Source organism: Burkholderia sp. Ac-20379 (assembly GCF_017104645.1).
In the GTDB taxonomy this organism is placed as follows: Bacteria; Pseudomonadota; Gammaproteobacteria; order Burkholderiales; family Burkholderiaceae; genus Burkholderia.
Map to the genome: position 1 here is coordinate 1 of NZ_JAAGPF010000157.1, position 16,892 is coordinate 16,892.

Sequence of the window (16,892 nt, forward strand, 5' to 3'; positions counted from 1 at the left end):
AACGCCGCGCAAACCTTGCATCCGGTGGCCGGGCAAGGGCTGAACCTCGGGCTGCGCGACGCGCACACGCTGGTCGACGCGCTGTCCGAGCACGGCGCCACGCCGCTCGCGCTGGCCGCGTTCAACGGCCGCCGCGTGCTCGACCGGCGTCTGACGATCGGCGCGACCGACCTGCTGGCGCGGCTGTTCACGATCGAATCGCGCCCGCTCGCGGCGCTGCGCGGCGCGGCCCTGACCGCGCTCGAACTCGTGCCGCCGCTCAAGACGGTAATCGCGCGGCAGATGATGTTCGGCCAGCGCCGCTGATTCCGCCCCGGGGGTTCGGCGCCCGGCACCGAGGCATCGGCGCAACACCGGGCGGTTGACGCCCGGCGCGGCCCGCGCGCGCGCCCGGGCGACGCCGCCGTGACATCGTCACGGGAATGTCACCGAAGCTTCATCCCGATTTGACGCTTGTCGACAATCGCGATCGCCCGGCTCCCCCGGCGCTTACGGTAAAATGCGCGTTTTCCCACCGCCCGCCCCTGCCCGCGCCCTTGCGCGGGTGCTGTCATTGCCATGCCCGTTCTCGGCTCTCACGTTCTGCGCAACAACCTGTTCGTCGCCCCCATGGCCGGCGTCACGGATCGTCCGTTCCGCCAGCTCTGCAAGCGGCTGGGCGCGGGCTACGCCGTCTCCGAGATGGTCGCGTCGAACGCGCAGCTCTGGAAAAGCGAGAAAACCATGCGCCGCGCCAACCACGCGGGCGAGGTGGAGCCGATCGCGGTGCAGATCGCCGGCGCCGATCCGGAGATGATGGCCGAGGCCGCGCGCCACAACGTGGCGAACGGCGCGCAGATCATCGACATCAACATGGGCTGCCCGGCCAAGAAGGTCTGCAACGTGGCGGCCGGCTCGGCGCTGCTGCAGAACGAGCCGCTGGTGGTGCGGATCGTCTCGGCCGTGGTGGCAGCCGTGGGCACCGGCCCCGACGCGGTGCCCGTCACGCTGAAGATCCGCACCGGCTGGGACCGCGAGCACAAGAACGCGCTGACCATCGCGCGCCTCGCGCAGGATGCCGGCATCTCGATGCTGACCGTGCACGGCCGCACCCGCGCCGATCTGTACAAGGGCGACGCCGAATACGAAACGATCGCCGCCGTGAAGGCCTCGGTGACGATCCCGGTGGTGGCGAACGGCGACATCACCTCCCCGGCCAAGGCCCGGGCCGTGCTCGACGCCACCGGCGCCGACGCGCTGATGATCGGCCGCGCCGCGCAAGGCCGCCCGTGGCTGTTCCGCGAAATCGAGCATTTCCTGCGCACCGGCGAAACGCTCCCGCCGCCCACCGTCGACGAGATCCAGCACCTGCTCAACGAGCACCTCGAGGATCATTACGCGTTCTACGGCGAATTTACCGGCGTGCGTACTGCGCGCAAGCACATCGGCTGGTACACTCGCGGCCTTTCCGGCGCCAACGCGTTCCGGCACCGGATGAATACGCTCGATACCACACGCGAGCAGCTTGCCGCCGTCAACGATTATTTCGACGCGCAGCGCGCGCTGTCCGACCATCTCGTCTATGTCGACGACGAGGGCGGCGCATCCGACCCTATTCAATAGCAGCATGAGCAAGCACAACATCGAACAATGTGTCCGCGACAGCCTGGACGTGTATTTCCGGGATCTCGACGGCTCCAATCCGCATGACGTCTACGACATGGTGATGTCGTGCGTCGAGAAGCCGATGCTCGAGGTGGTGCTCGAACAGGCGGGCGGCAACCAGTCGCTCGCCGCCGAGTACCTCGGCATCAACCGCAACACGCTGCGCAAGAAGCTGCAGCAGCACGGCCTGTTGTAATCGCAGGCCGCCACGACGGCCGCTTCGTCCCCGTTTTCCTGGCTACTGGTGCTCCCCATCATGATCAAGCAAGCGCTCCTTTCCGTTTCCGATAAAACCGGCATCGTCGAATTCGCGACGGCCCTCTCGCAACAGGGCGTCAAGCTGCTGTCGACGGGCGGCACCGCGAAGCTGCTGGCCGACGCGGGCCTGCCCGTCACCGAAGTGGCCGACTACACCGGCTTCCCGGAAATGCTCGACGGCCGCGTGAAGACGCTGCACCCGAAGGTGCACGGCGGGATCCTGGCGCGCCGCGACCTGCCCGAACACATGGCGGCGCTCGACGCGCACGGCATTCCCACCATCGACCTGCTGGTGGTGAACCTGTATCCGTTCGTCGCGACCATCGCGAAGGACGACTGCACGCTGGCCGACGCGATCGAGAACATCGACATCGGCGGCCCGACCATGCTGCGCTCGGCCGCGAAGAACCACCGCGACGTGACCGTGATCGTCGATCCGGCCGACTACGCCGTGGTGCTCGACGAAATGAAGGCGAACGGCAACACGGTGGGCTACGCCACCAACTTCCGCCTGGCCACCAAGGTGTTCGCGCACACCGCGCAATACGACGGCGCGATCACGAACTACCTGACGAGCCTGACCGAGGAACTGCAACACGCCACGCGTCAGCCGTACCCGGCCACGCTGAACCTGGCGTACGACAAGGTGCAGGACCTGCGCTACGGCGAGAACCCGCACCAGACGGCCGCGTTCTACCGCGACCTGGCCGCGCCGGCCGGCGCGCTGGCGAACTACCGCCAGTTGCAGGGCAAGGAACTGTCGTACAACAACATCGCCGATTCCGACGCGGCCTGGGAATGCGTCAAGACGTTCGACGCCCCGGCCTGCGTGATCATCAAGCACGCCAACCCGTGCGGCGTGGCGGTGGCGGCCAGCCCGGCCGAAGCCTACGCCAAGGCGTTCCAGACCGATCCGACCTCGGCGTTCGGCGGCATCATCGCGTTCAACCGCGAAGTGGACGAAGCCGCCGCGCAAGCCGTGGCCAAGCAGTTCGTCGAAGTGCTGATCGCCCCGTCGTTCTCGGAAGCGGCCAAGCAGGTATTCGCGGCCAAGCAGAACGTTCGCCTGCTCGAAATCGCGCTCGGCGACGGCTTCAACGCGTTCGACCTGAAGCGCGTCGGCGGCGGCCTGCTGGTGCAGTCGCTCGATTCGCGCAACGTGCAACCCGAAGAACTGCGCGTGGTGACCAAGCGCCAGCCGACGCCGAAGGAACTCGACGATCTGCTGTTCGCCTGGCGCGTCGCGAAGTACGTGAAGTCGAACGCGATCGTGTTCTGCGGCAACGGCATGACGCTCGGCGTCGGCGCCGGCCAGATGAGCCGCGTGGATTCGGCCCGCATCGCCGGCATCAAGGCGCAGAACGCCGGCCTCACGCTGGCAGGTTCGGCGGTGGCGTCGGATGCGTTCTTCCCGTTCCGCGACGGCCTCGACGTGGTGGTGGCGGCGGGCGCGACCGCGGTGATCCATCCGGGCGGCTCGATGCGCGACGACGAAGTGATCGCGGCGGCCGACGAGCACGGCATCGCGATGGTGCTGACGGGCATCCGTCACTTCCGTCACTGATCGCCTGCGCCGGATACGGCGCTCGGCAGGCGGAACGGCGAGGCGCGCGAGCAACCGCCGCCTCGCGAAACGGCGGCGCAGGGTTTCCTCGCCGCCGTTTTTCATGGCGCGGCGCAATCGCCGTTGCGCCCGCCGTTGCCCAACCCGTGCGGCGATCGTTGTACCATCGACGCATTCCGCCGATTTTTCCCGCGCGCCACATGCGCTTTCCCACCTGTTCTTCATGCGTATCATCGGCATCGACCCCGGCCTCCGCGTCACCGGCTTCGGCGTGATCGACGTGCACGGCAGCCAGCTCGCCTACGTGACGAGCGGCGTGATCCGCACCCCGTCCGCCGCCGACCTCTCGGTGCGCCTCGGCGTGATCTTCGACGGCGTCTCCACGCTCGTGCGCGAACATGCGCCGGACCAGGCCTCGATCGAAAAAGTATTCGTCAACGTCAATCCGCAATCGACGCTGCTGCTCGGCCAGGCCCGCGGCGCAGCGATCTGCGGGCTGGTGGCCGGCGCATTGCCGGTGGCCGAATACACGCCGACGCAACTGAAGCAGGCCATCGTCGGCTACGGCCGCGCCACCAAGGAGCAGATGCAGCAAATGGTGGTGCGCCTGCTCGGGCTGTCGGGCCTGCCCGGCACCGATGCGTCCGACGCGCTCGGCGTGGCGATCTGCCATGCGCACGGCGGCGACACGCTCCAGGCGCTCGGCGGCCTCGCGCCCTCGCTGACCCAGAAAGGCTTTCGCGTACGGCGCGGCCGGCTGGTGGGCTGAGCGCGGCGGCGGCGCTTCACGCCGGCGGGGCGATCAATGCGAGCTTCGGAAAATACGTGCGATAGCGGCCGATGTCGCGCGTCAGCAGTGGCGCGCCGAGCACGCTGGCGTGCGCACCGATGAAAAAATCCGGCAGCACGCCGATCTTCGCGCCGGCCTTGCGCCGGTATTGCCCGAACGCCTTGCCGGCAAGAAACAGCGCCGCACGCGGCATCGGCTCGATACGCAGCCCTGCCCCCGCCACGAACGCATCGAGCGCTTCGATGCGCGCATAGCCCACGCCCAGCTGCGCGTACACCACGTCGTTGATCGACAGCGGCCCCCGCAGCGACGCGGCTTCGAGCTGATGCTGCGACCAGCCGCCCCAGACCGGATCGTCCGTGGCCAGATCGAGCAGCACGTTGGTGTCGACGAAAATCATGCGTCGCCGCCCCGCGTGAGGGCGAGGATCTCGTCGGTACTCATCGGCGCATCGAGCGAGCCGCGCAAGGCGGCGAAGCGCGAGGCCGGCGCGCCGCCACCCGCGCGCCGCACCGTCACGCGGCCGTCGCTCTCCATCTGAAACTCCACTTCCATGCCCGGCACGAGGCCTAGATGTTCGCGCACGGCTTTTGGAATCGTCACCTGCCCTTTCACGGTCATCGTCGACATTGCCGCCTCGAAGTAATACTTAAAAATTTCATCGTAATACCTCGACCCGGAAGCGGCAAGCGGCACGGTGATCGCCGGTTTGCATTGCATCGCGCGGCGTGCGCTACACTCGCGCTTTCCGTCCTTCGTCGTCCTTGTCATGATCGGTCGCATTGCCGGCACCCTCCTCGAAAAGAATCCGCCCCACCTGCTGGTGGACTGCAACGGCGTCGGCTATGAGCTCGACGTGCCGATGAGCACGTTCTACAACCTGCCGCACACGGGCGAGCGCGTGGTGCTGCTCACGCAGATGATCGTGCGCGAGGACGCGCATCTGCTGTACGGCTTCCTCACGCCGCAGGAACGCACCACGTTCCGCGAGCTGCTGAAGATCACCGGCATCGGCGCGCGCATGGCGCTCGCGGTGCTGTCCGGCATGAGCGTGCAGGAGCTCGCGCAGGTCGTGACGATGCAGGACGCCGCGCGCCTCACGCGCCTGCCCGGCATCGGCAAGAAAACCGCCGAGCGCCTGCTGCTCGAACTGAAGGGCAAGCTTGGCGCGGATCTCGGCGAACTGGCCGGCCAGGCCTCGCAATCGGATCACGCCGCCGACATCCTCAACGCGCTGCTCGCGCTCGGCTATTCGGAGAAGGAAGCGCTGGCCGCGATCAAGAACGTGCCGGCCGGCACCGGCGTGTCCGAAGGCATCAAGATCTCGCTGAAGGCGCTCTCGAAGGCCTGATCGCAGCCGGCTTGCCCGCCAGCTCCGGCCCGGCACCGCTACCTTCCCATGCCGCGCCCGGCCGCGCGAGTCGGCCGTTCGGCCGATTCTTCGTCGCCGGGTCGCGCGGTACAATGCGCGCATGATCGAAACCGACAAACTCGCCGGCGAGCGCATCATCGCCGCCACGCCCGCCTCGTCGCACGAGGAGGCGTTCGAACGTGCGCTGCGGCCGCGCCAGCTCGACGAATACGTCGGCCAGGAAAAGGTGCGCGGCCAGCTCGAAATCTTCATCGAGGCGGCCAAGCGCCGCTCCGAAGCGCTCGATCACGTGCTGCTGTTCGGGCCGCCGGGCCTCGGCAAAACCACGCTCGCGCACATCATCGCGCGCGAGATGGGCGTCAACCTGCGGCAGACGTCCGGCCCCGTGCTGGAGCGCCCGGGCGATCTCGCCGCGCTGCTGACCAACCTCGAAGCGAACGACGTGCTGTTCATCGACGAAATCCACCGGCTCTCGCCGGTCGTCGAGGAAATCCTGTATCCGGCGCTCGAGGATTACCAGATCGACATCATGATCGGCGAAGGGCCGGCCGCACGCAGCGTCAAGCTCGATCTGCAGCCGTTCACGCTGGTGGGCGCCACCACGCGCGCCGGCATGCTGACCAACCCGCTGCGCGACCGCTTCGGGATCGTCGCGCGGCTCGAGTTCTACGACGCGGGCCAGCTGTCGCGGATCGTCCAACGCTCGGCTTCGCTGCTCAACGCGCGCATCGATCCGAACGGCGCGTTCGAGATCGCGCGGCGTTCGCGCGGCACGCCGCGGATCGCCAACCGCCTGCTGCGCCGCGTGCGCGATTACGCCGAAGTGAAGGCCGACGGCGCGATCACGGCCGAGGTGGCCGATGCGGCGCTGGCGATGCTCGACGTCGATCCGGTCGGCTTCGACGTGATGGACCGCAAGCTGCTCGAAGCGATCCTGCACAAGTTCGACGGCGGCCCAGTGGGCGTCGACAACCTGGCCGCCGCCATCGGCGAGGAGCGCGACACCATCGAGGACGTGCTCGAGCCTTACCTGATCCAGCAGGGCTTCCTGCAACGCACGCCGCGCGGGCGCGTCGCCACGCTGCTGACCTACCGCCACTTCGGCCTGCCGGTGCCCGATACGGGCAGCGACGCCGCGCCGCGCTAACCGGCGGCCTCCAGCCATGTCGCGGCAGCCGTCCGATCGGGATCGCGCGCAGGCGCCTTCGGCGCAGGCCACGCCAGCGGCGTCCGGCGGCTTCGCCGGGCTGCTGCGTACGCGGCTCGCGGCCGGCGTCACGATGCTGACCTCGGGCGGCGGCGGGCCGTCGATCGATTATTCGTCGCCGCCGGGCGATCCGGGCCTGTTCGGCCCCGATGCCGTGTGCTGGCGGGTTCACGCCGATTTCACCTCGATGATGGCGGGCGGCATCGCCGCACTGCTGTTGCAGGCGCTGCATCCGCTTGCGCTGGCGGGCGTCTGGGATCACTCCTCGTTTCGTACCGACATCCTCGGCCGGCTGCGCCGCACCGCCACGTTCGTGGCCGGCACCACGTTCGCGAGCCGCGCCGATGCGCTGCACCTGATCGAGCGCGTCAAAACCATTCACGGCGGCGTGACGGGCACCGCGCCCGACGGCCGCCCCTACCGCGCGAGCGATCCAGCGCTGCTGACCTGGGTGCATGTGGCCGAGGTGTCGAGCTTCCTGGCCGGCTACCTGCGCTACGTGAATCAGGCGCTCACCGGCGAGGAGCAGGATCGCTACTACGCCGAAACATCCCGTATCGCCGTGATGCTCGGCGCGGCCGACGTGCCGTGTTCGCGTGCGGAGATCGCCGCCTATCTCGCGCGGATGCGCGGCGAGCTGGTGGCCGGCGAGCGCACCCGCGAAGTGATCCGCGTGCTGCGCGAGGCGCCGGTGCCGCGCGCGGTGATGCGCCCGGCCTCCGCGCTGCTGTTCCACGCGGGCGTGGATCTGCTGCCCGGCTGGGCGCAGCAGCAACTCGGCCTCGAAGCGCTCGCGCCGATGCGGCGCATCGTGGCCCGCCCCGGCGTGCGGCTCATGGGGCCGGTGATGCGCTGGGCGCTCGTCAACGGCGCCGCGAAACGTTCGCGGCGGCGAGCCACGGCCGCGCCGGCCCCCCTGCCGGCCGCGCCCGAGGCAACCGAATCCGCGCCACCGCCCCGGCACACCGAGCCGCATCCGGCTCCGGCCGTCGACGAATAACGCCGTCTGCTCGCAGCTTTACCGCCCTAATTTTCGGGACGGAAAACCCGCCGCCTCGCCGCCCCGCCCGTCTCACCGATTTGTCATATTTCAAATCGCTGTCACATCCAATCGGCAAGCTTGCGCCTTTTCTTGCGTCTGCCTTCCAACTTTTACCGATTGCTACCACGATGATTCCTTCGCTCAGCCGAATCGCCCTGGCCGCCTCGTTCTCGTCGCTGATCGCGCTTGCCGCGTGCGGTGGCGACGGCACGTCGGCCTCGCCCTCGGTCGCCGCCTCGCCGGCGCCGGCCTCCTCGACCACGACCACCCCGGCTCCGGGCAAATGGGCCGCGGCGGCGCCCGGCGACATCCTCGACGTTGCGCTGAGCGACCTGCACCCGACCCAGGCCGCGCTCGGCTACGACCAGATCTATTACAAGCTCGGCCGCTACGAACTCGACCCGACCAAGAAGTTCGACGATTTCTGCGCCGACGAAGGCCTCGGCGGCCTCGTCTCGGGCAGCTCGACCACCACCTCGAAGCTGACCGACCCCACCACCTACACCTGCACCACCACCGACCTGACCAAGCGCGACACCACCGTGCTGAACCCGGTCGTGATCGGCCCGAACGGCGACACGCTCTATCTGACGGACGGCCATCATGGCCTGTCGACCTACTACGAGACGGCCGACGGCGGCCCGTCGCTGCACGTGCACGTGCTGGTCAAGGCCAACTTCAGCGCCTACGCCGGCAGCACGTTCTGGTCGATGATGCAGTCGGGCGGCTTCACGCGCCTGAAGGACGCGAACGGCGCGACGATCACGCCGGACCAGTTGCCCACCGCGCTCGGCCTGTCGCACGGCATGCAGAACGACGTCTACCGCTCGCTCGTCTACTTCACGCGCGACATCGGCTACAGCAAGCCGACGCCGTCGACCGACTTCCTCGAGTTCTTCTGGGCCGACTGGCTGCGCACGAACTTCCCGCTGTCGGGCTACACGCTGACCAAGCTCGGCACGGTCAGCCCCGATCCGGCCACGGCCGACACGGGCTACCTGAACGCCACCTGGAACGCATCGGTGAAGATGGTCGCCACGACCGATCCGGTGATCGACGGCAAGACGGGCGCCGAACTCGGCCGCCTCGCCCAGATCAACGGCGGCAAGGCTTATACGAAGGGCAATTTCGGCGACCTCAGCGCCGCGATGACCGCCTCGAAGCCGGGCAAGATCGCCTACGCGCTCGACTACAAGACGCGCCACAACATCCAGTAAGCCGTTTCGACGTCAGCCGTCGCCCGCGATACCGGGGCGACGGGCACAAAAAAGCCTCGCGATCGCGAGGCTTTTTTGCATGGGAAACAGCAGGCGCCGCGTCACATCACCTTGCGATACCCGTCGTCGTCGCTCTCGCCGCCGAGGTGATCGACATCGGCCCAACGGACGATGCGCGGCGCATTGCCGTCGAACGCCACCACGTTGATGCTCGTGTTCAGCAGCGCGTACTGGCGCGGCGCGTCGAGCGGCAGCGCGATCGCCCACCGATAGACGCAATCGAGCACGCCGCCGTGCGCCACCACGGCGATCCGGCCGCCCGGATGCGCCGCCACGATCGGCTCGAGCGCATGCAGCACGCGATGGTAGAACGCACGCTGCGATTCGCCGCCAACCGGCTCGAAGCCCGGGTCGCGCGTCTGCCATTGGGCATAGGCATCGGGAAACTTCTCGGCGATCTCGGTGCTGTCGTGGCCCTGGAACGCGCCGTAATTGCGCTCGCGCAAACCTTCGTTCAGCACGACCGGCAGGCCCAGCGCGTCGGCGAACGGCTGTGCTGTCTGGCGCGCGCGCTGCAGATCGCTCGAATAGATCGCATCGAGCCGCTGGCCTTCGTGGGCCTCACGCGCCAGCCGTTCGGCCAGTTGCGCCGCCTGCTCGACGCCGCTTTCCGCGAGCGGAATATCGATGTGGCCCTGGATGCGCTTGATGCGGTTCCACGGGGTTTCGCCGTGGCGAATGAAGAGGATTTGCGTCGTGGTCATCGGTTGGCGAAGCGAAAGAAGGCCGGCGGCCGCGCGGCATCAGGACGGGCGCACCTGCAGCCAGAACGTGACGGGGCCGTCGTTGACGAGCGATACCTGCATGTCGGCGCCGAACTCGCCGGTCTCGACGACCGGATGGCGCGCGCGTGCCGCATCGACGAAATAGGAGAACAGCCGCGCCCCCTCGTCGGGCGGCGCGGCCGGCGTGAAGCTCGGGCGCATCCCGCTTTGGGTGTCGGCCGCCAGCGTGAACTGCGAGACCAGCAGCAGGCCGCCCGCGCGGCCCTCGCCGTCGAGGTTCGTGATGGGCAGGTTCATCTTGCCGGCTGCATCGCTGAACACGCGGTAGCCGAGCACCTTGGCGAGCAGCTTGTCGGCCGCCGCCTCAGTGTCGCCGCGCTCGGCGCAGACCAGCGCGAGCAGGCCCGCGCCGATCTCGCCGGTGACGCGCTCGCCCACCCGCACGTCGGCGCGCTTCACGCGCTGGATCAGCGCGATCATGCGCCGAGCGTCACGCGCGCGAAGCGGCGCTTGCCGACCTGCACGACGTATTCGCCGGCTTCGATCTTCACGCCCTTGTCGGACACGGTGGCGCCGTCGATCTTGACGCCGCCCTGCTCGATGTTGCGCAGCGCTTCGCTGGTCGACGGCACGAGGCCGGCCTGCTTGAGCAACTGGCCGATCGCGAGCGGCGCGCCGGTCAGCGCGACGGACGGGATGTCGTCGGGCACGCCGCCCTTGGCGCGGTGGTTGAAATCTTCCAGCGCGCGTTCGGCATCGGCCTGCGAGTGGAAGCGCGCGACGATCTCCTGCGCGAGCAGCACCTTGAAATCGCGCGGATTGCGGCCCGCCTCGATCTCGGCCTTGAACGTCTCGATCTCGGCCATCGGACGGAACGACAGCAGCTCGAAGTAACGCCACATCAGCACGTCCGAGATGCTCATCAGCTTGCCGAACATGTCGTTCGGCTTCTCGCTGATGCCGATGTAGTTGTGCTTCGACTTCGACATCTTCTCGACGCCGTCGAGGCCTTCGAGCAGCGGCATCGTCAAGATGCACTGCTGTTCCTGGCCGTATTGCTTCTGCAGTTCGCGGCCCACCAGCAGGTTGAACTTCTGGTCGGTGCCGCCGAGCTCCAGATCCGCATTGAGCGCGACCGAATCGTAGCCCTGCATCAGCGGGTACAGGAATTCGTGGATCGAGATCGGCACGCCGCCCTGGAAGCGCTTGGTGAAATCCTCGCGCTCGATCATGCGCGCGACCGTGTAGCGCGACGCCAGCTTGATCAGGCCGTCCGAGCCGAGCGGCAGGCACCATTCGCTGTTGTAGCGGATTTCGGTTTTTTCGCGGTCGAGCACGAGCGCGGCCTGCTCGAAATAGGTTTTCGCGTTGTGTTCGATCTGCTCGCGCGTGAGCGGCGGACGCGTGGCGTTGCGGCCCGACGGATCGCCGATCAGCGACGTGAAATCGCCGATCAGGAAGATGACCGTGTGGCCGAGGTCCTGGAGCTGACGCATCTTGTTCAGCACCACGGTGTGGCCGATATGGATGTCGGGGGCCGTCGGATCGAGGCCCAGCTTGATGCGCAGCGGCTTGCCGGTGGCTTCGCTGCGCGCGAGCTTCTGCGCGAACTCGTCCTCGATCAGCAGTTCGTCGACGCCGCGTTTCGTGATCGCGAGCGCTTCGCGCACGCCGTCGGTGATCGGGAGCGCGGGCTTCGTTTGGGGATCTTGGCTCATCGGTGCAAGAAAGAGGTAAGTCGGAAAAGGAGGGATTTTCCCATAACTCGCGGGCGTTCCGGTATCGCTTAACGGCGCGGCGGCTTGCGCGGATAATCGGGGCACCGCGGCGCGGGCATGTTGCCCGCATGCGCGGCGACCGAACAGGAGCGAAACCGTGGCGCCCAATCCCACGCAGGCCGGCCAGCGCGCCGGCACTCACGACGTCCATCCGGCCGATGGCGTCTACTTCGGCCTGATGTCGGGCACCAGCATGGACGGCTGCGACGGCATCGCCGTGCGCTTCGCGGCCGGCTCGGCGCCCGAGGTGCTGGCCGAAGGTTTCGTCGGCTTCGACGACTCGCTGCGCGAGGCGCTGTTCGCGCTGCAGCAGCCCGGCGACAACGAGATCGAGCGCGAATCGCTGGCCGCCAACGCGCTGGCCGCACGCTACGCCGTGTGTTGCCACGAACTGCAGCGCACCGCGCATCTGGCGCCCGACGCGGTGCGCGCGATCGGCGTGCACGGCCAGACGGTGCGCCACCGCCCCGAGCGCGGCTACACGCGCCAGATCAACAACCCGGCGCTGCTCGCCGAACTGACGCGTATCGACGTGATCGCCGATTTCCGCAGCCGCGACATCGCGGCCGGCGGCCAGGGCGCGCCGCTCGCGCCGGCGTTTCACGCCACCGTGTTCGGTGCGGCCGAGGAAACGCGGGTGGTGTGCAACCTCGGCGGCATCAGCAACATCACGATCCTGCCGGCCGAGGGCGCGCACGACGGCGCCGGCGTGCGCGGCTTCGACTGCGGCCCGGCCAACGCGCTGCTCGACGCCTGGGCGCTGCGCCATCTCGGCAAGCCGTTCGACGAAGGCGGCCAGTTCGCCGCGCGCGGCACGGTGGACACCGCGCTGCTGGCGGCGCTGCTGGCCGAGCCGTATTTCGACCTGCCGCCGCCGAAAAGCACCGGACGCGACCTGTTCAATCCCGAGTGGCTGCACGCGCGGCTGCAGGCGTTCGCCCAGGTCTCGCCCGAGGACGTGCAGGCCACGCTGACCGCGCTGACCGCCGTGACAGTTGCGCGCGAAATCGGCCGGCATGCGCCCGATTGCCGCGCCGTTTACGTGTGCGGCGGCGGCGCCCGCAATCCGGCGCTGATGCGTGCGCTGGCCGACGCACTGGCCGAGGCCGGCGTGGCAGCCGCCGTCGACACCACGGCCGCGCTGGGCGTGCCGCCGCAGCAGGTCGAGGCGATCGCGTTCGCGTGGCTCGCCTGGCGCTTCACGGCTCGCGAGGCCGGCAATATCGCCGGCGTGACGGGCGCGGCCGGGGAACGCGTGCTCGGTGCGTTGTATCCGCGTTGAAAACGACAAAACCCCACGCATGCGTGGGGTTTTTCATGCACCAGCGGCACACGCCCTGTTCGGGCGCCAACCGCTGTCAGGCCTGAGCGCTTAGACCGAGAACGACGAACCGCAACCGCAGGTGGTCGTGGCGTTCGGGTTCTTGATCACGAACTGCGCGCCGTTCAGGTCATCCTTGTAGTCGATCTCTGCGCCGACCAGGTACTGGTAGCTCATCGAATCGACCAGCAGTTGGACGCCGTTCTTGACCAGCACGGAGTCGTCTTCGTTGACTTCTTCGTCGAACGTGAAGCCGTACTGGAAGCCCGAGCAGCCGCCGCCTTGCACGAACACGCGCAGCTTCAGTTCGGGATTGCCTTCTTCGTCGATCAGTTGCTTGACTTTGTCGGCCGCCGAGTCGGTGAAGACGAACGGGGTCGGCATTTCGGTGGCGGTGCTAACCGCGGATTCAGTGACAGCGTTCATGACGAACTCTCCAAAAAGCACTAGCCGCTATTGTAGGGCGGTTCCGAAGATCGTGCCGAAGTCCGCGAAATCAAGCGGGACATGCGCGAGGCGCACCGGCGAAGCCGGATCGGAACGATACGGTCGCGCCCCGATTCCAACGCGGAACCGAAGCGCGCATAAAAAAACCGCCAGTCGAAACTGGCGGTTTTCGTCGGCGGCATCGCCCGAGGGCGACGAACCGGAAGCGCTTAACGCTTCGAGAACTGCTTTGCGCGACGTGCCTTGCGCAGACCCATCTTCTTACGCTCGACTTCACGCGCATCGCGCGTCACGAAGCCGGCGCTCGACAGTTGCGGCTTGAGCGTTGCATCGTAGTCGATCAGCGCGCGGGTGATGCCGTGACGCACTGCGCCTGCCTGACCCGTTTCGCCGCCGCCCGTCACGTTGACCTTGATGTCGAACGTTTGGCCGTGGCTCGTGAGTTCCAGCGGTTGGCGCACGATCATCAGCGACGTTTCGCGCGAGAAGTAGTCGGCGATGGGCTTGCCGTTGACGATGATGTCGCCCTTGCCTGCCTTGATGAAGACACGTGCGACGGCGCTCTTGCGGCGGCCCGTACCGTAGTTCCAGTTACCGATCATGTGGGTCCCCTTAGATCTCGAGCGCTTGCGGCTGTTGGGCCGAATGCGGATGCGTCGCTTCAGCGTAGACCTTCAGCTTCTTGATCATCGCGTAGCCGAGCGGGCCCTTCGGCAGCATGCCCTTGACCGCCTTCTCGAGCGCACGGCCCGGGAAGCGTTCTTGCATCTTGCCGAACGTCGTTTCATAGATACCGCCCGGGTAGCCCGAGTGGCGGTAGTACTTCTTGTCCAGCGTCTTGTTGCCCGTGACTTTCAACTTGCTCGCGTTGATAACGATGATGAAATCACCGGTGTCGACGTGCGGAGTGAACTCAGGCTTGTGCTTGCCGCGCAGACGGCGTGCCACTTCGCTGGCAACACGGCCGAGAACCTTATCCGTCGCGTCAATCACGTACCATTCGCGCGTCACCTCATGGGCTTTTGCGGAAAACGTCTTCATGATCGATCCAAAAATAATGACTGCTGCCCTTGTTTTTTTCCTGCTTGGATTTGGTTGCGCTCTGGGCGCTGTGCAGGCTCTCCCTGATTCTTCTCCGCGGGCATGAATGCGGAAAACCGAGGATTATAAAGGAAATTCGGGAGCGCGAGCAAAGAAATCGACGATTGCCGGCGAAGCCGCCGGCCGCGCGGGCACCAGGGCACCAGGGCACCGCAATCGGCGAAAAAAAGCCCGAACCGTCAGTTCGGGCCGAATCCACCTTTGGAGGAGGGTGGAGGAGACATGCGGACATTGCCGCAGCGCGGCAATCAATGGTCTGAATGATAGAAAGACCGCCGCCGGATTTCAAGGAAATCCATATGGCAAAAATGAACACCGCAATACGAAATGAGCATATGGGCGCGGCGGCCTCGCCCCCCTCCATTGAAATCCGTCGCCTGGCCTTTATCTGCGGGGCATGAAAGCTCGGGAGCGGGCGGCACCCGGCCTGCTCCGGCAACGCGGCGGATCCGCCGCGCGAACGCCGGCCGCTCCCGATTCGTTCCAATCCCGCACTGCATCAGCCGACAGTTGCGTCGCGGGCTACAATGCCGGTTCGCAATCGAAGCCGGAAAGACGGGAGCACACGCATGGAATGCAAAGTTAGCTGGATGGGCCAGGATGGCATGGCGTTCGTCGCCGAGACGGGCAGCGGCCACCTCGTGACGATGGATGGCGCGCCCGAAGGCGGCGGCCACAACCTCGCCGCGCGCCCGATGGAAATGGTGCTGCTCGGCACCGGCGGCTGCACCGCGTACGACGTCGTGCTGATCCTGAAGAAAAGCCGTCAGGAAGTGACGGGCTGCTCGGTCACGCTGAAGGCCGAGCGCGCCAGCGAGGATCCGAAGGTGTTCACCAAGATCCACTTCCACTTCACCGTCACGGGCCGCAACCTGAACCCGGCCACGGTCGAGCGCGCGATCAACCTGTCGCACGACAAGTACTGCTCGGCGTCGATCATGATCGCCAAGACGGCCGAACTGACGCACGGCTTCGATATCGTCGCGGTCTGAGGCAGGCTGCCGGGCGCTGCACGCGCCCATGAAAAAAGGCCGGCACCCTTCGGGGGCGCCGGCCTTTTTGCTTGAATCGGGGCAAAGCGGGCCGATAAGCCGGATTCTGTGCACCGTGCGCGTCCAGGACGCGCACGGCGTGGCAGCCATTCCTCTAGGCGCGCCATTGCTGACGCGCTCAAGCTTCCTACCCGCAGACGAAACGGGGGCACCGTCCTGCATCTCGAAGATGCGCGCCTGCCTACTTGGAATTGCTCCGGGTGGAGGTTACCGTGCCGGCGTACGTCGCCGCAGCCGCGGTGCGCTCTTACCGCACCGTTTCACCCTTACCTGATCCCGGCTTGCGCCGGGCCATCGGCGGTCTGTTCTCTGTTGCCCTGTTCCGCGTGTCGCCACGGATGGCCGTTAGCCATCACCCTGCCCTGGCGGAGTCCGGACTTTCCTCGCCCCGCGCGGCCGAAACCGCGCAGGCCGCGACTGCCTGGCCCACTTTGCGGTGCGGATTCTAGCATCGACGCCGCCGCATCGCGAGCCGCGCGGCGCAGACGCGGCCCGCAGGCGACATCGCGATCGCGTGGATGAACAGCGTGGAACGGGGGTCGAATGGCAATCGACAGGCGTCACGCCCGATTACAGCGCGGCCCGCCGGCCCGGGCGAAACACCTGCGTGTCGTCGTAAAAACCGGCGTCGGCGTTCGCCGGCCACCAGCCCGGCACGCCGAGCACCGGCAACGGCGCGAAGCCGCGGCTCGACGGCAGCCGCGCATCGAAACCGGCGGCCACATGCGCATCGAGCCAGCCGCGTCGCGCGCCTTCGTCCCAGCCGAAGAACGCCGGCGGCGCCTCGACGATCCACGCATGCGCGGTGCAGGCCTTGTACGGCTGCACGAGCTTTTCGAGCAGCGCATGCCCGACCAGCCGCAATTCGCAGGCACGCCCCCAGGCGGCGCGGTGCTCGACGAACAATGCCCGCCAGCCGAAGCCGCGCAGTGCGGCGCCGAGCGCCGGATCGGCGGTGACGAACAGCGCGCCGTTTTCGTCGAGCAAGGTCAGCGCGTCGCGCAGGCCGCCGCGCTCGCCGCCCACGCCGAGCGCATCGATGGCGGCCGACTGGCGTGCGTTGATCGCCGCCTTGATCCGCGGATACGCGAACCAGACCTGCGCATTGAAGAAATCGTGGAGATTGTGGCGGGTGGGCACGCCTCCCGTGGCGGCGATCTGCGTTTCGTACGCCACGCCGGCCGGCAGCGCGCCCTGTGCGATGAAGTGCAACGGCTGGCCGCGCCCGGTGGTGAAGCCGGCCGCCGCGGCGTCATCGCCGAGCGCCGCGAGCCAGGCGGCTTCACCGGCCAGCGCCGCGGCCTGCCAGCGCGG

The 16,892-nt window shown here is 67.5% G+C and carries 18 protein-coding genes, 1 other RNA gene and 2 pseudogenes; 11 read left to right on the forward strand and 10 right to left on the reverse strand.

Annotated elements, in window-relative coordinates; genetic code table 11:
• The 5 genes and pseudogenes from G3N92_RS19670 to ruvC form a co-directional block, all read left to right on the forward strand.
• Positions 1-306 (forward strand): annotated as a pseudogene (locus G3N92_RS19670) (2-octaprenyl-6-methoxyphenyl hydroxylase); the annotation flags it as partial.
• Positions 307-558: 252 nt separating this feature from the next.
• Positions 559-1,602 carry a tRNA dihydrouridine synthase DusB gene (gene dusB, locus G3N92_RS19675; RefSeq protein WP_206129199.1) on the forward strand — a complete coding sequence of 348 codons (1,044 nt, stop codon included), beginning with the start codon at positions 559-561 and terminating at the stop codon, positions 1,600-1,602.
• 4 nt (positions 1,603-1,606) lie between these two features.
• Positions 1,607-1,840 (forward strand): Fis family transcriptional regulator, encoded by a 234-nt coding sequence (locus G3N92_RS19680; protein ID WP_013696668.1) that lies wholly within the window; start codon positions 1,607-1,609, stop codon positions 1,838-1,840.
• A gap of 60 nt (positions 1,841-1,900) precedes the next feature.
• Positions 1,901-3,466, forward strand: coding sequence for a bifunctional phosphoribosylaminoimidazolecarboxamide formyltransferase/IMP cyclohydrolase (gene purH, locus G3N92_RS19685; RefSeq protein ID WP_206129200.1), 1,566 nt, complete (start codon positions 1,901-1,903; stop codon positions 3,464-3,466).
• A gap of 223 nt (positions 3,467-3,689) precedes the next feature.
• Positions 3,690-4,235 carry a crossover junction endodeoxyribonuclease RuvC gene (ruvC, locus tag G3N92_RS19690; protein ID WP_206129201.1) on the forward strand — a complete coding sequence of 182 codons (546 nt, stop codon included), beginning with the start codon at positions 3,690-3,692 and terminating at the stop codon, positions 4,233-4,235.
• 16 nt (positions 4,236-4,251) lie between these two features.
• Here ruvC and G3N92_RS19695 read toward each other — a convergent pair whose 3' ends face one another.
• Both G3N92_RS19695 and G3N92_RS35015 read right to left on the reverse strand, forming a co-directional pair.
• Positions 4,252-4,656, reverse strand: coding sequence for a type II toxin-antitoxin system VapC family toxin (locus G3N92_RS19695; protein ID WP_206129205.1), 405 nt, complete (start codon positions 4,654-4,656; stop codon positions 4,252-4,254).
• Positions 4,653-5,039: a type II toxin-antitoxin system PrlF family antitoxin gene (locus tag G3N92_RS35015; protein WP_241014904.1), complete on the reverse strand. Its 387-nt coding sequence runs from the start codon at positions 5,037-5,039 to the stop codon at positions 4,653-4,655. The genes G3N92_RS19695 and G3N92_RS35015 overlap by 4 nt, the downstream gene beginning before the upstream one ends.
• Between G3N92_RS35015 and ruvA the strand changes: the two genes are divergently transcribed.
• The 4 genes from ruvA (at position 5,026) to G3N92_RS19720 (ending at position 9,094) form a co-directional block, all read left to right on the forward strand.
• Positions 5,026-5,607, forward strand: coding sequence for a Holliday junction branch migration protein RuvA (gene ruvA / locus G3N92_RS19705; protein WP_206129208.1), 582 nt, complete (start codon positions 5,026-5,028; stop codon positions 5,605-5,607). The two genes, G3N92_RS35015 and ruvA, sit on opposite strands and share 14 nt — an antisense overlap.
• 121 nt (positions 5,608-5,728) lie before the next feature.
• On the forward strand, positions 5,729-6,775 hold the full coding sequence (gene ruvB / locus G3N92_RS19710; protein WP_206129210.1) for a Holliday junction branch migration DNA helicase RuvB: 1,047 nt from the start codon (positions 5,729-5,731) through the stop codon (positions 6,773-6,775).
• Positions 6,776-6,791: 16 nt separating this feature from the next.
• Positions 6,792-7,835, forward strand: coding sequence for an oxygenase MpaB family protein (locus tag G3N92_RS19715; protein WP_206129212.1), 1,044 nt, complete (start codon positions 6,792-6,794; stop codon positions 7,833-7,835).
• A gap of 170 nt (positions 7,836-8,005) precedes the next feature.
• Entirely contained in the window at positions 8,006-9,094 is a 1,089-nt protein-coding gene (locus G3N92_RS19720; RefSeq protein ID WP_206129214.1) for a ParB/Srx family N-terminal domain-containing protein, read from the forward strand.
• Between the two features lie 101 nt (positions 9,095-9,195).
• Here G3N92_RS19720 and G3N92_RS19725 read toward each other — a convergent pair whose 3' ends face one another.
• The 3 genes and pseudogenes from G3N92_RS19725 to tyrS form a co-directional block, all read right to left on the reverse strand.
• Positions 9,196-9,858 (reverse strand): histidine phosphatase family protein, encoded by a 663-nt coding sequence (locus G3N92_RS19725; RefSeq protein ID WP_206129216.1) that lies wholly within the window; start codon positions 9,856-9,858, stop codon positions 9,196-9,198.
• Between the two features lie 39 nt (positions 9,859-9,897).
• A pseudogene (gene dtd, locus G3N92_RS19730) lies at positions 9,898-10,473 on the reverse strand (D-aminoacyl-tRNA deacylase); the annotation flags it as partial.
• Positions 10,356-11,597 (reverse strand): tyrosine--tRNA ligase, encoded by a 1,242-nt coding sequence (tyrS, locus tag G3N92_RS19735; RefSeq protein WP_206129220.1) that lies wholly within the window; start codon positions 11,595-11,597, stop codon positions 10,356-10,358. The gene tyrS and the pseudogene dtd, both read right to left, overlap by 118 nt.
• A 157-nt stretch (positions 11,598-11,754) precedes the next feature.
• Between tyrS and G3N92_RS19740 the strand changes: the two genes are divergently transcribed.
• A complete protein-coding gene (locus G3N92_RS19740; protein ID WP_206129222.1) occupies positions 11,755-12,939 on the forward strand; it encodes an anhydro-N-acetylmuramic acid kinase in 1,185 nt (394 codons plus the stop codon).
• Between the two features lie 90 nt (positions 12,940-13,029).
• Here the strand turns inward: G3N92_RS19740 and erpA are convergent, their stop codons facing one another.
• From erpA to rplM, 3 genes are all read right to left on the reverse strand, one after another.
• Positions 13,030-13,404, reverse strand: coding sequence for an iron-sulfur cluster insertion protein ErpA (gene erpA, locus G3N92_RS19745; protein ID WP_206129224.1), 375 nt, complete (start codon positions 13,402-13,404; stop codon positions 13,030-13,032).
• Between the two features lie 230 nt (positions 13,405-13,634).
• Positions 13,635-14,027 (reverse strand): 30S ribosomal protein S9, encoded by a 393-nt coding sequence (rpsI, locus tag G3N92_RS19750; RefSeq protein WP_206129226.1) that lies wholly within the window; start codon positions 14,025-14,027, stop codon positions 13,635-13,637.
• Positions 14,028-14,037: 10 nt separating this feature from the next.
• Positions 14,038-14,466 (reverse strand): 50S ribosomal protein L13, encoded by a 429-nt coding sequence (gene rplM / locus G3N92_RS19755; RefSeq protein WP_206129228.1) that lies wholly within the window; start codon positions 14,464-14,466, stop codon positions 14,038-14,040.
• 587 nt (positions 14,467-15,053) lie between these two features.
• Here rplM and G3N92_RS19760 point away from each other — a divergent pair.
• Positions 15,054-15,518: an OsmC family protein gene (locus tag G3N92_RS19760; protein ID WP_206129230.1), complete on the forward strand. Its 465-nt coding sequence runs from the start codon at positions 15,054-15,056 to the stop codon at positions 15,516-15,518.
• A 79-nt stretch (positions 15,519-15,597) separates the two neighbouring features.
• Here the strand turns inward: G3N92_RS19760 and rnpB are convergent.
• Positions 15,598-16,011, reverse strand: an RNA gene (rnpB, locus tag G3N92_RS19765) — RNase P RNA component class A.
• A gap of 137 nt (positions 16,012-16,148) precedes the next feature.
• Positions 16,149-16,892 (reverse strand): DUF3025 domain-containing protein (locus tag G3N92_RS19770; protein ID WP_206129232.1); only part of this gene is annotated, 744 nt, incomplete at its 5' end.

Coding starts and splice junctions, on each gene's coding strand:
- G3N92_RS19760 (WP_206129230.1), top strand. CDS start 15,054: ATGCCGGTTCGCAATCGAAGCCGGAAAGACGGGAGCACACGCATGGAA.
- G3N92_RS19720 (WP_206129214.1), top strand. CDS start 8,006: ATGATTCCTTCGCTCAGCCGAATCGCCCTGGCCGCCTCGTTCTCGTCG.
- tyrS (WP_206129220.1), bottom strand. CDS start 11,597: ATGAGCCAAGATCCCCAAACGAAGCCCGCGCTCCCGATCACCGACGGC.
- ruvA (WP_206129208.1), top strand. CDS start 5,026: ATGATCGGTCGCATTGCCGGCACCCTCCTCGAAAAGAATCCGCCCCAC.
- purH (WP_206129200.1), top strand. CDS start 1,901: ATGATCAAGCAAGCGCTCCTTTCCGTTTCCGATAAAACCGGCATCGTC.
- G3N92_RS35015 (WP_241014904.1), bottom strand. CDS start 5,039: ATGCGACCGATCATGACAAGGACGACGAAGGACGGAAAGCGCGAGTGT.
- erpA (WP_206129224.1), bottom strand. CDS start 13,404: ATGAACGCTGTCACTGAATCCGCGGTTAGCACCGCCACCGAAATGCCG.
- G3N92_RS19695 (WP_206129205.1), bottom strand. CDS start 4,656: ATGATTTTCGTCGACACCAACGTGCTGCTCGATCTGGCCACGGACGAT.
- dusB (WP_206129199.1), top strand. CDS start 559: ATGCCCGTTCTCGGCTCTCACGTTCTGCGCAACAACCTGTTCGTCGCC.
- G3N92_RS19680 (WP_013696668.1), top strand. CDS start 1,607: ATGAGCAAGCACAACATCGAACAATGTGTCCGCGACAGCCTGGACGTG.
- G3N92_RS19725 (WP_206129216.1), bottom strand. CDS start 9,858: ATGACCACGACGCAAATCCTCTTCATTCGCCACGGCGAAACCCCGTGG.
- ruvB (WP_206129210.1), top strand. CDS start 5,729: ATGATCGAAACCGACAAACTCGCCGGCGAGCGCATCATCGCCGCCACG.
- ruvC (WP_206129201.1), top strand. CDS start 3,690: ATGCGTATCATCGGCATCGACCCCGGCCTCCGCGTCACCGGCTTCGGC.
- rplM (WP_206129228.1), bottom strand. CDS start 14,466: ATGAAGACGTTTTCCGCAAAAGCCCATGAGGTGACGCGCGAATGGTAC.
- G3N92_RS19715 (WP_206129212.1), top strand. CDS start 6,792: ATGTCGCGGCAGCCGTCCGATCGGGATCGCGCGCAGGCGCCTTCGGCG.
- rpsI (WP_206129226.1), bottom strand. CDS start 14,027: ATGATCGGTAACTGGAACTACGGTACGGGCCGCCGCAAGAGCGCCGTC.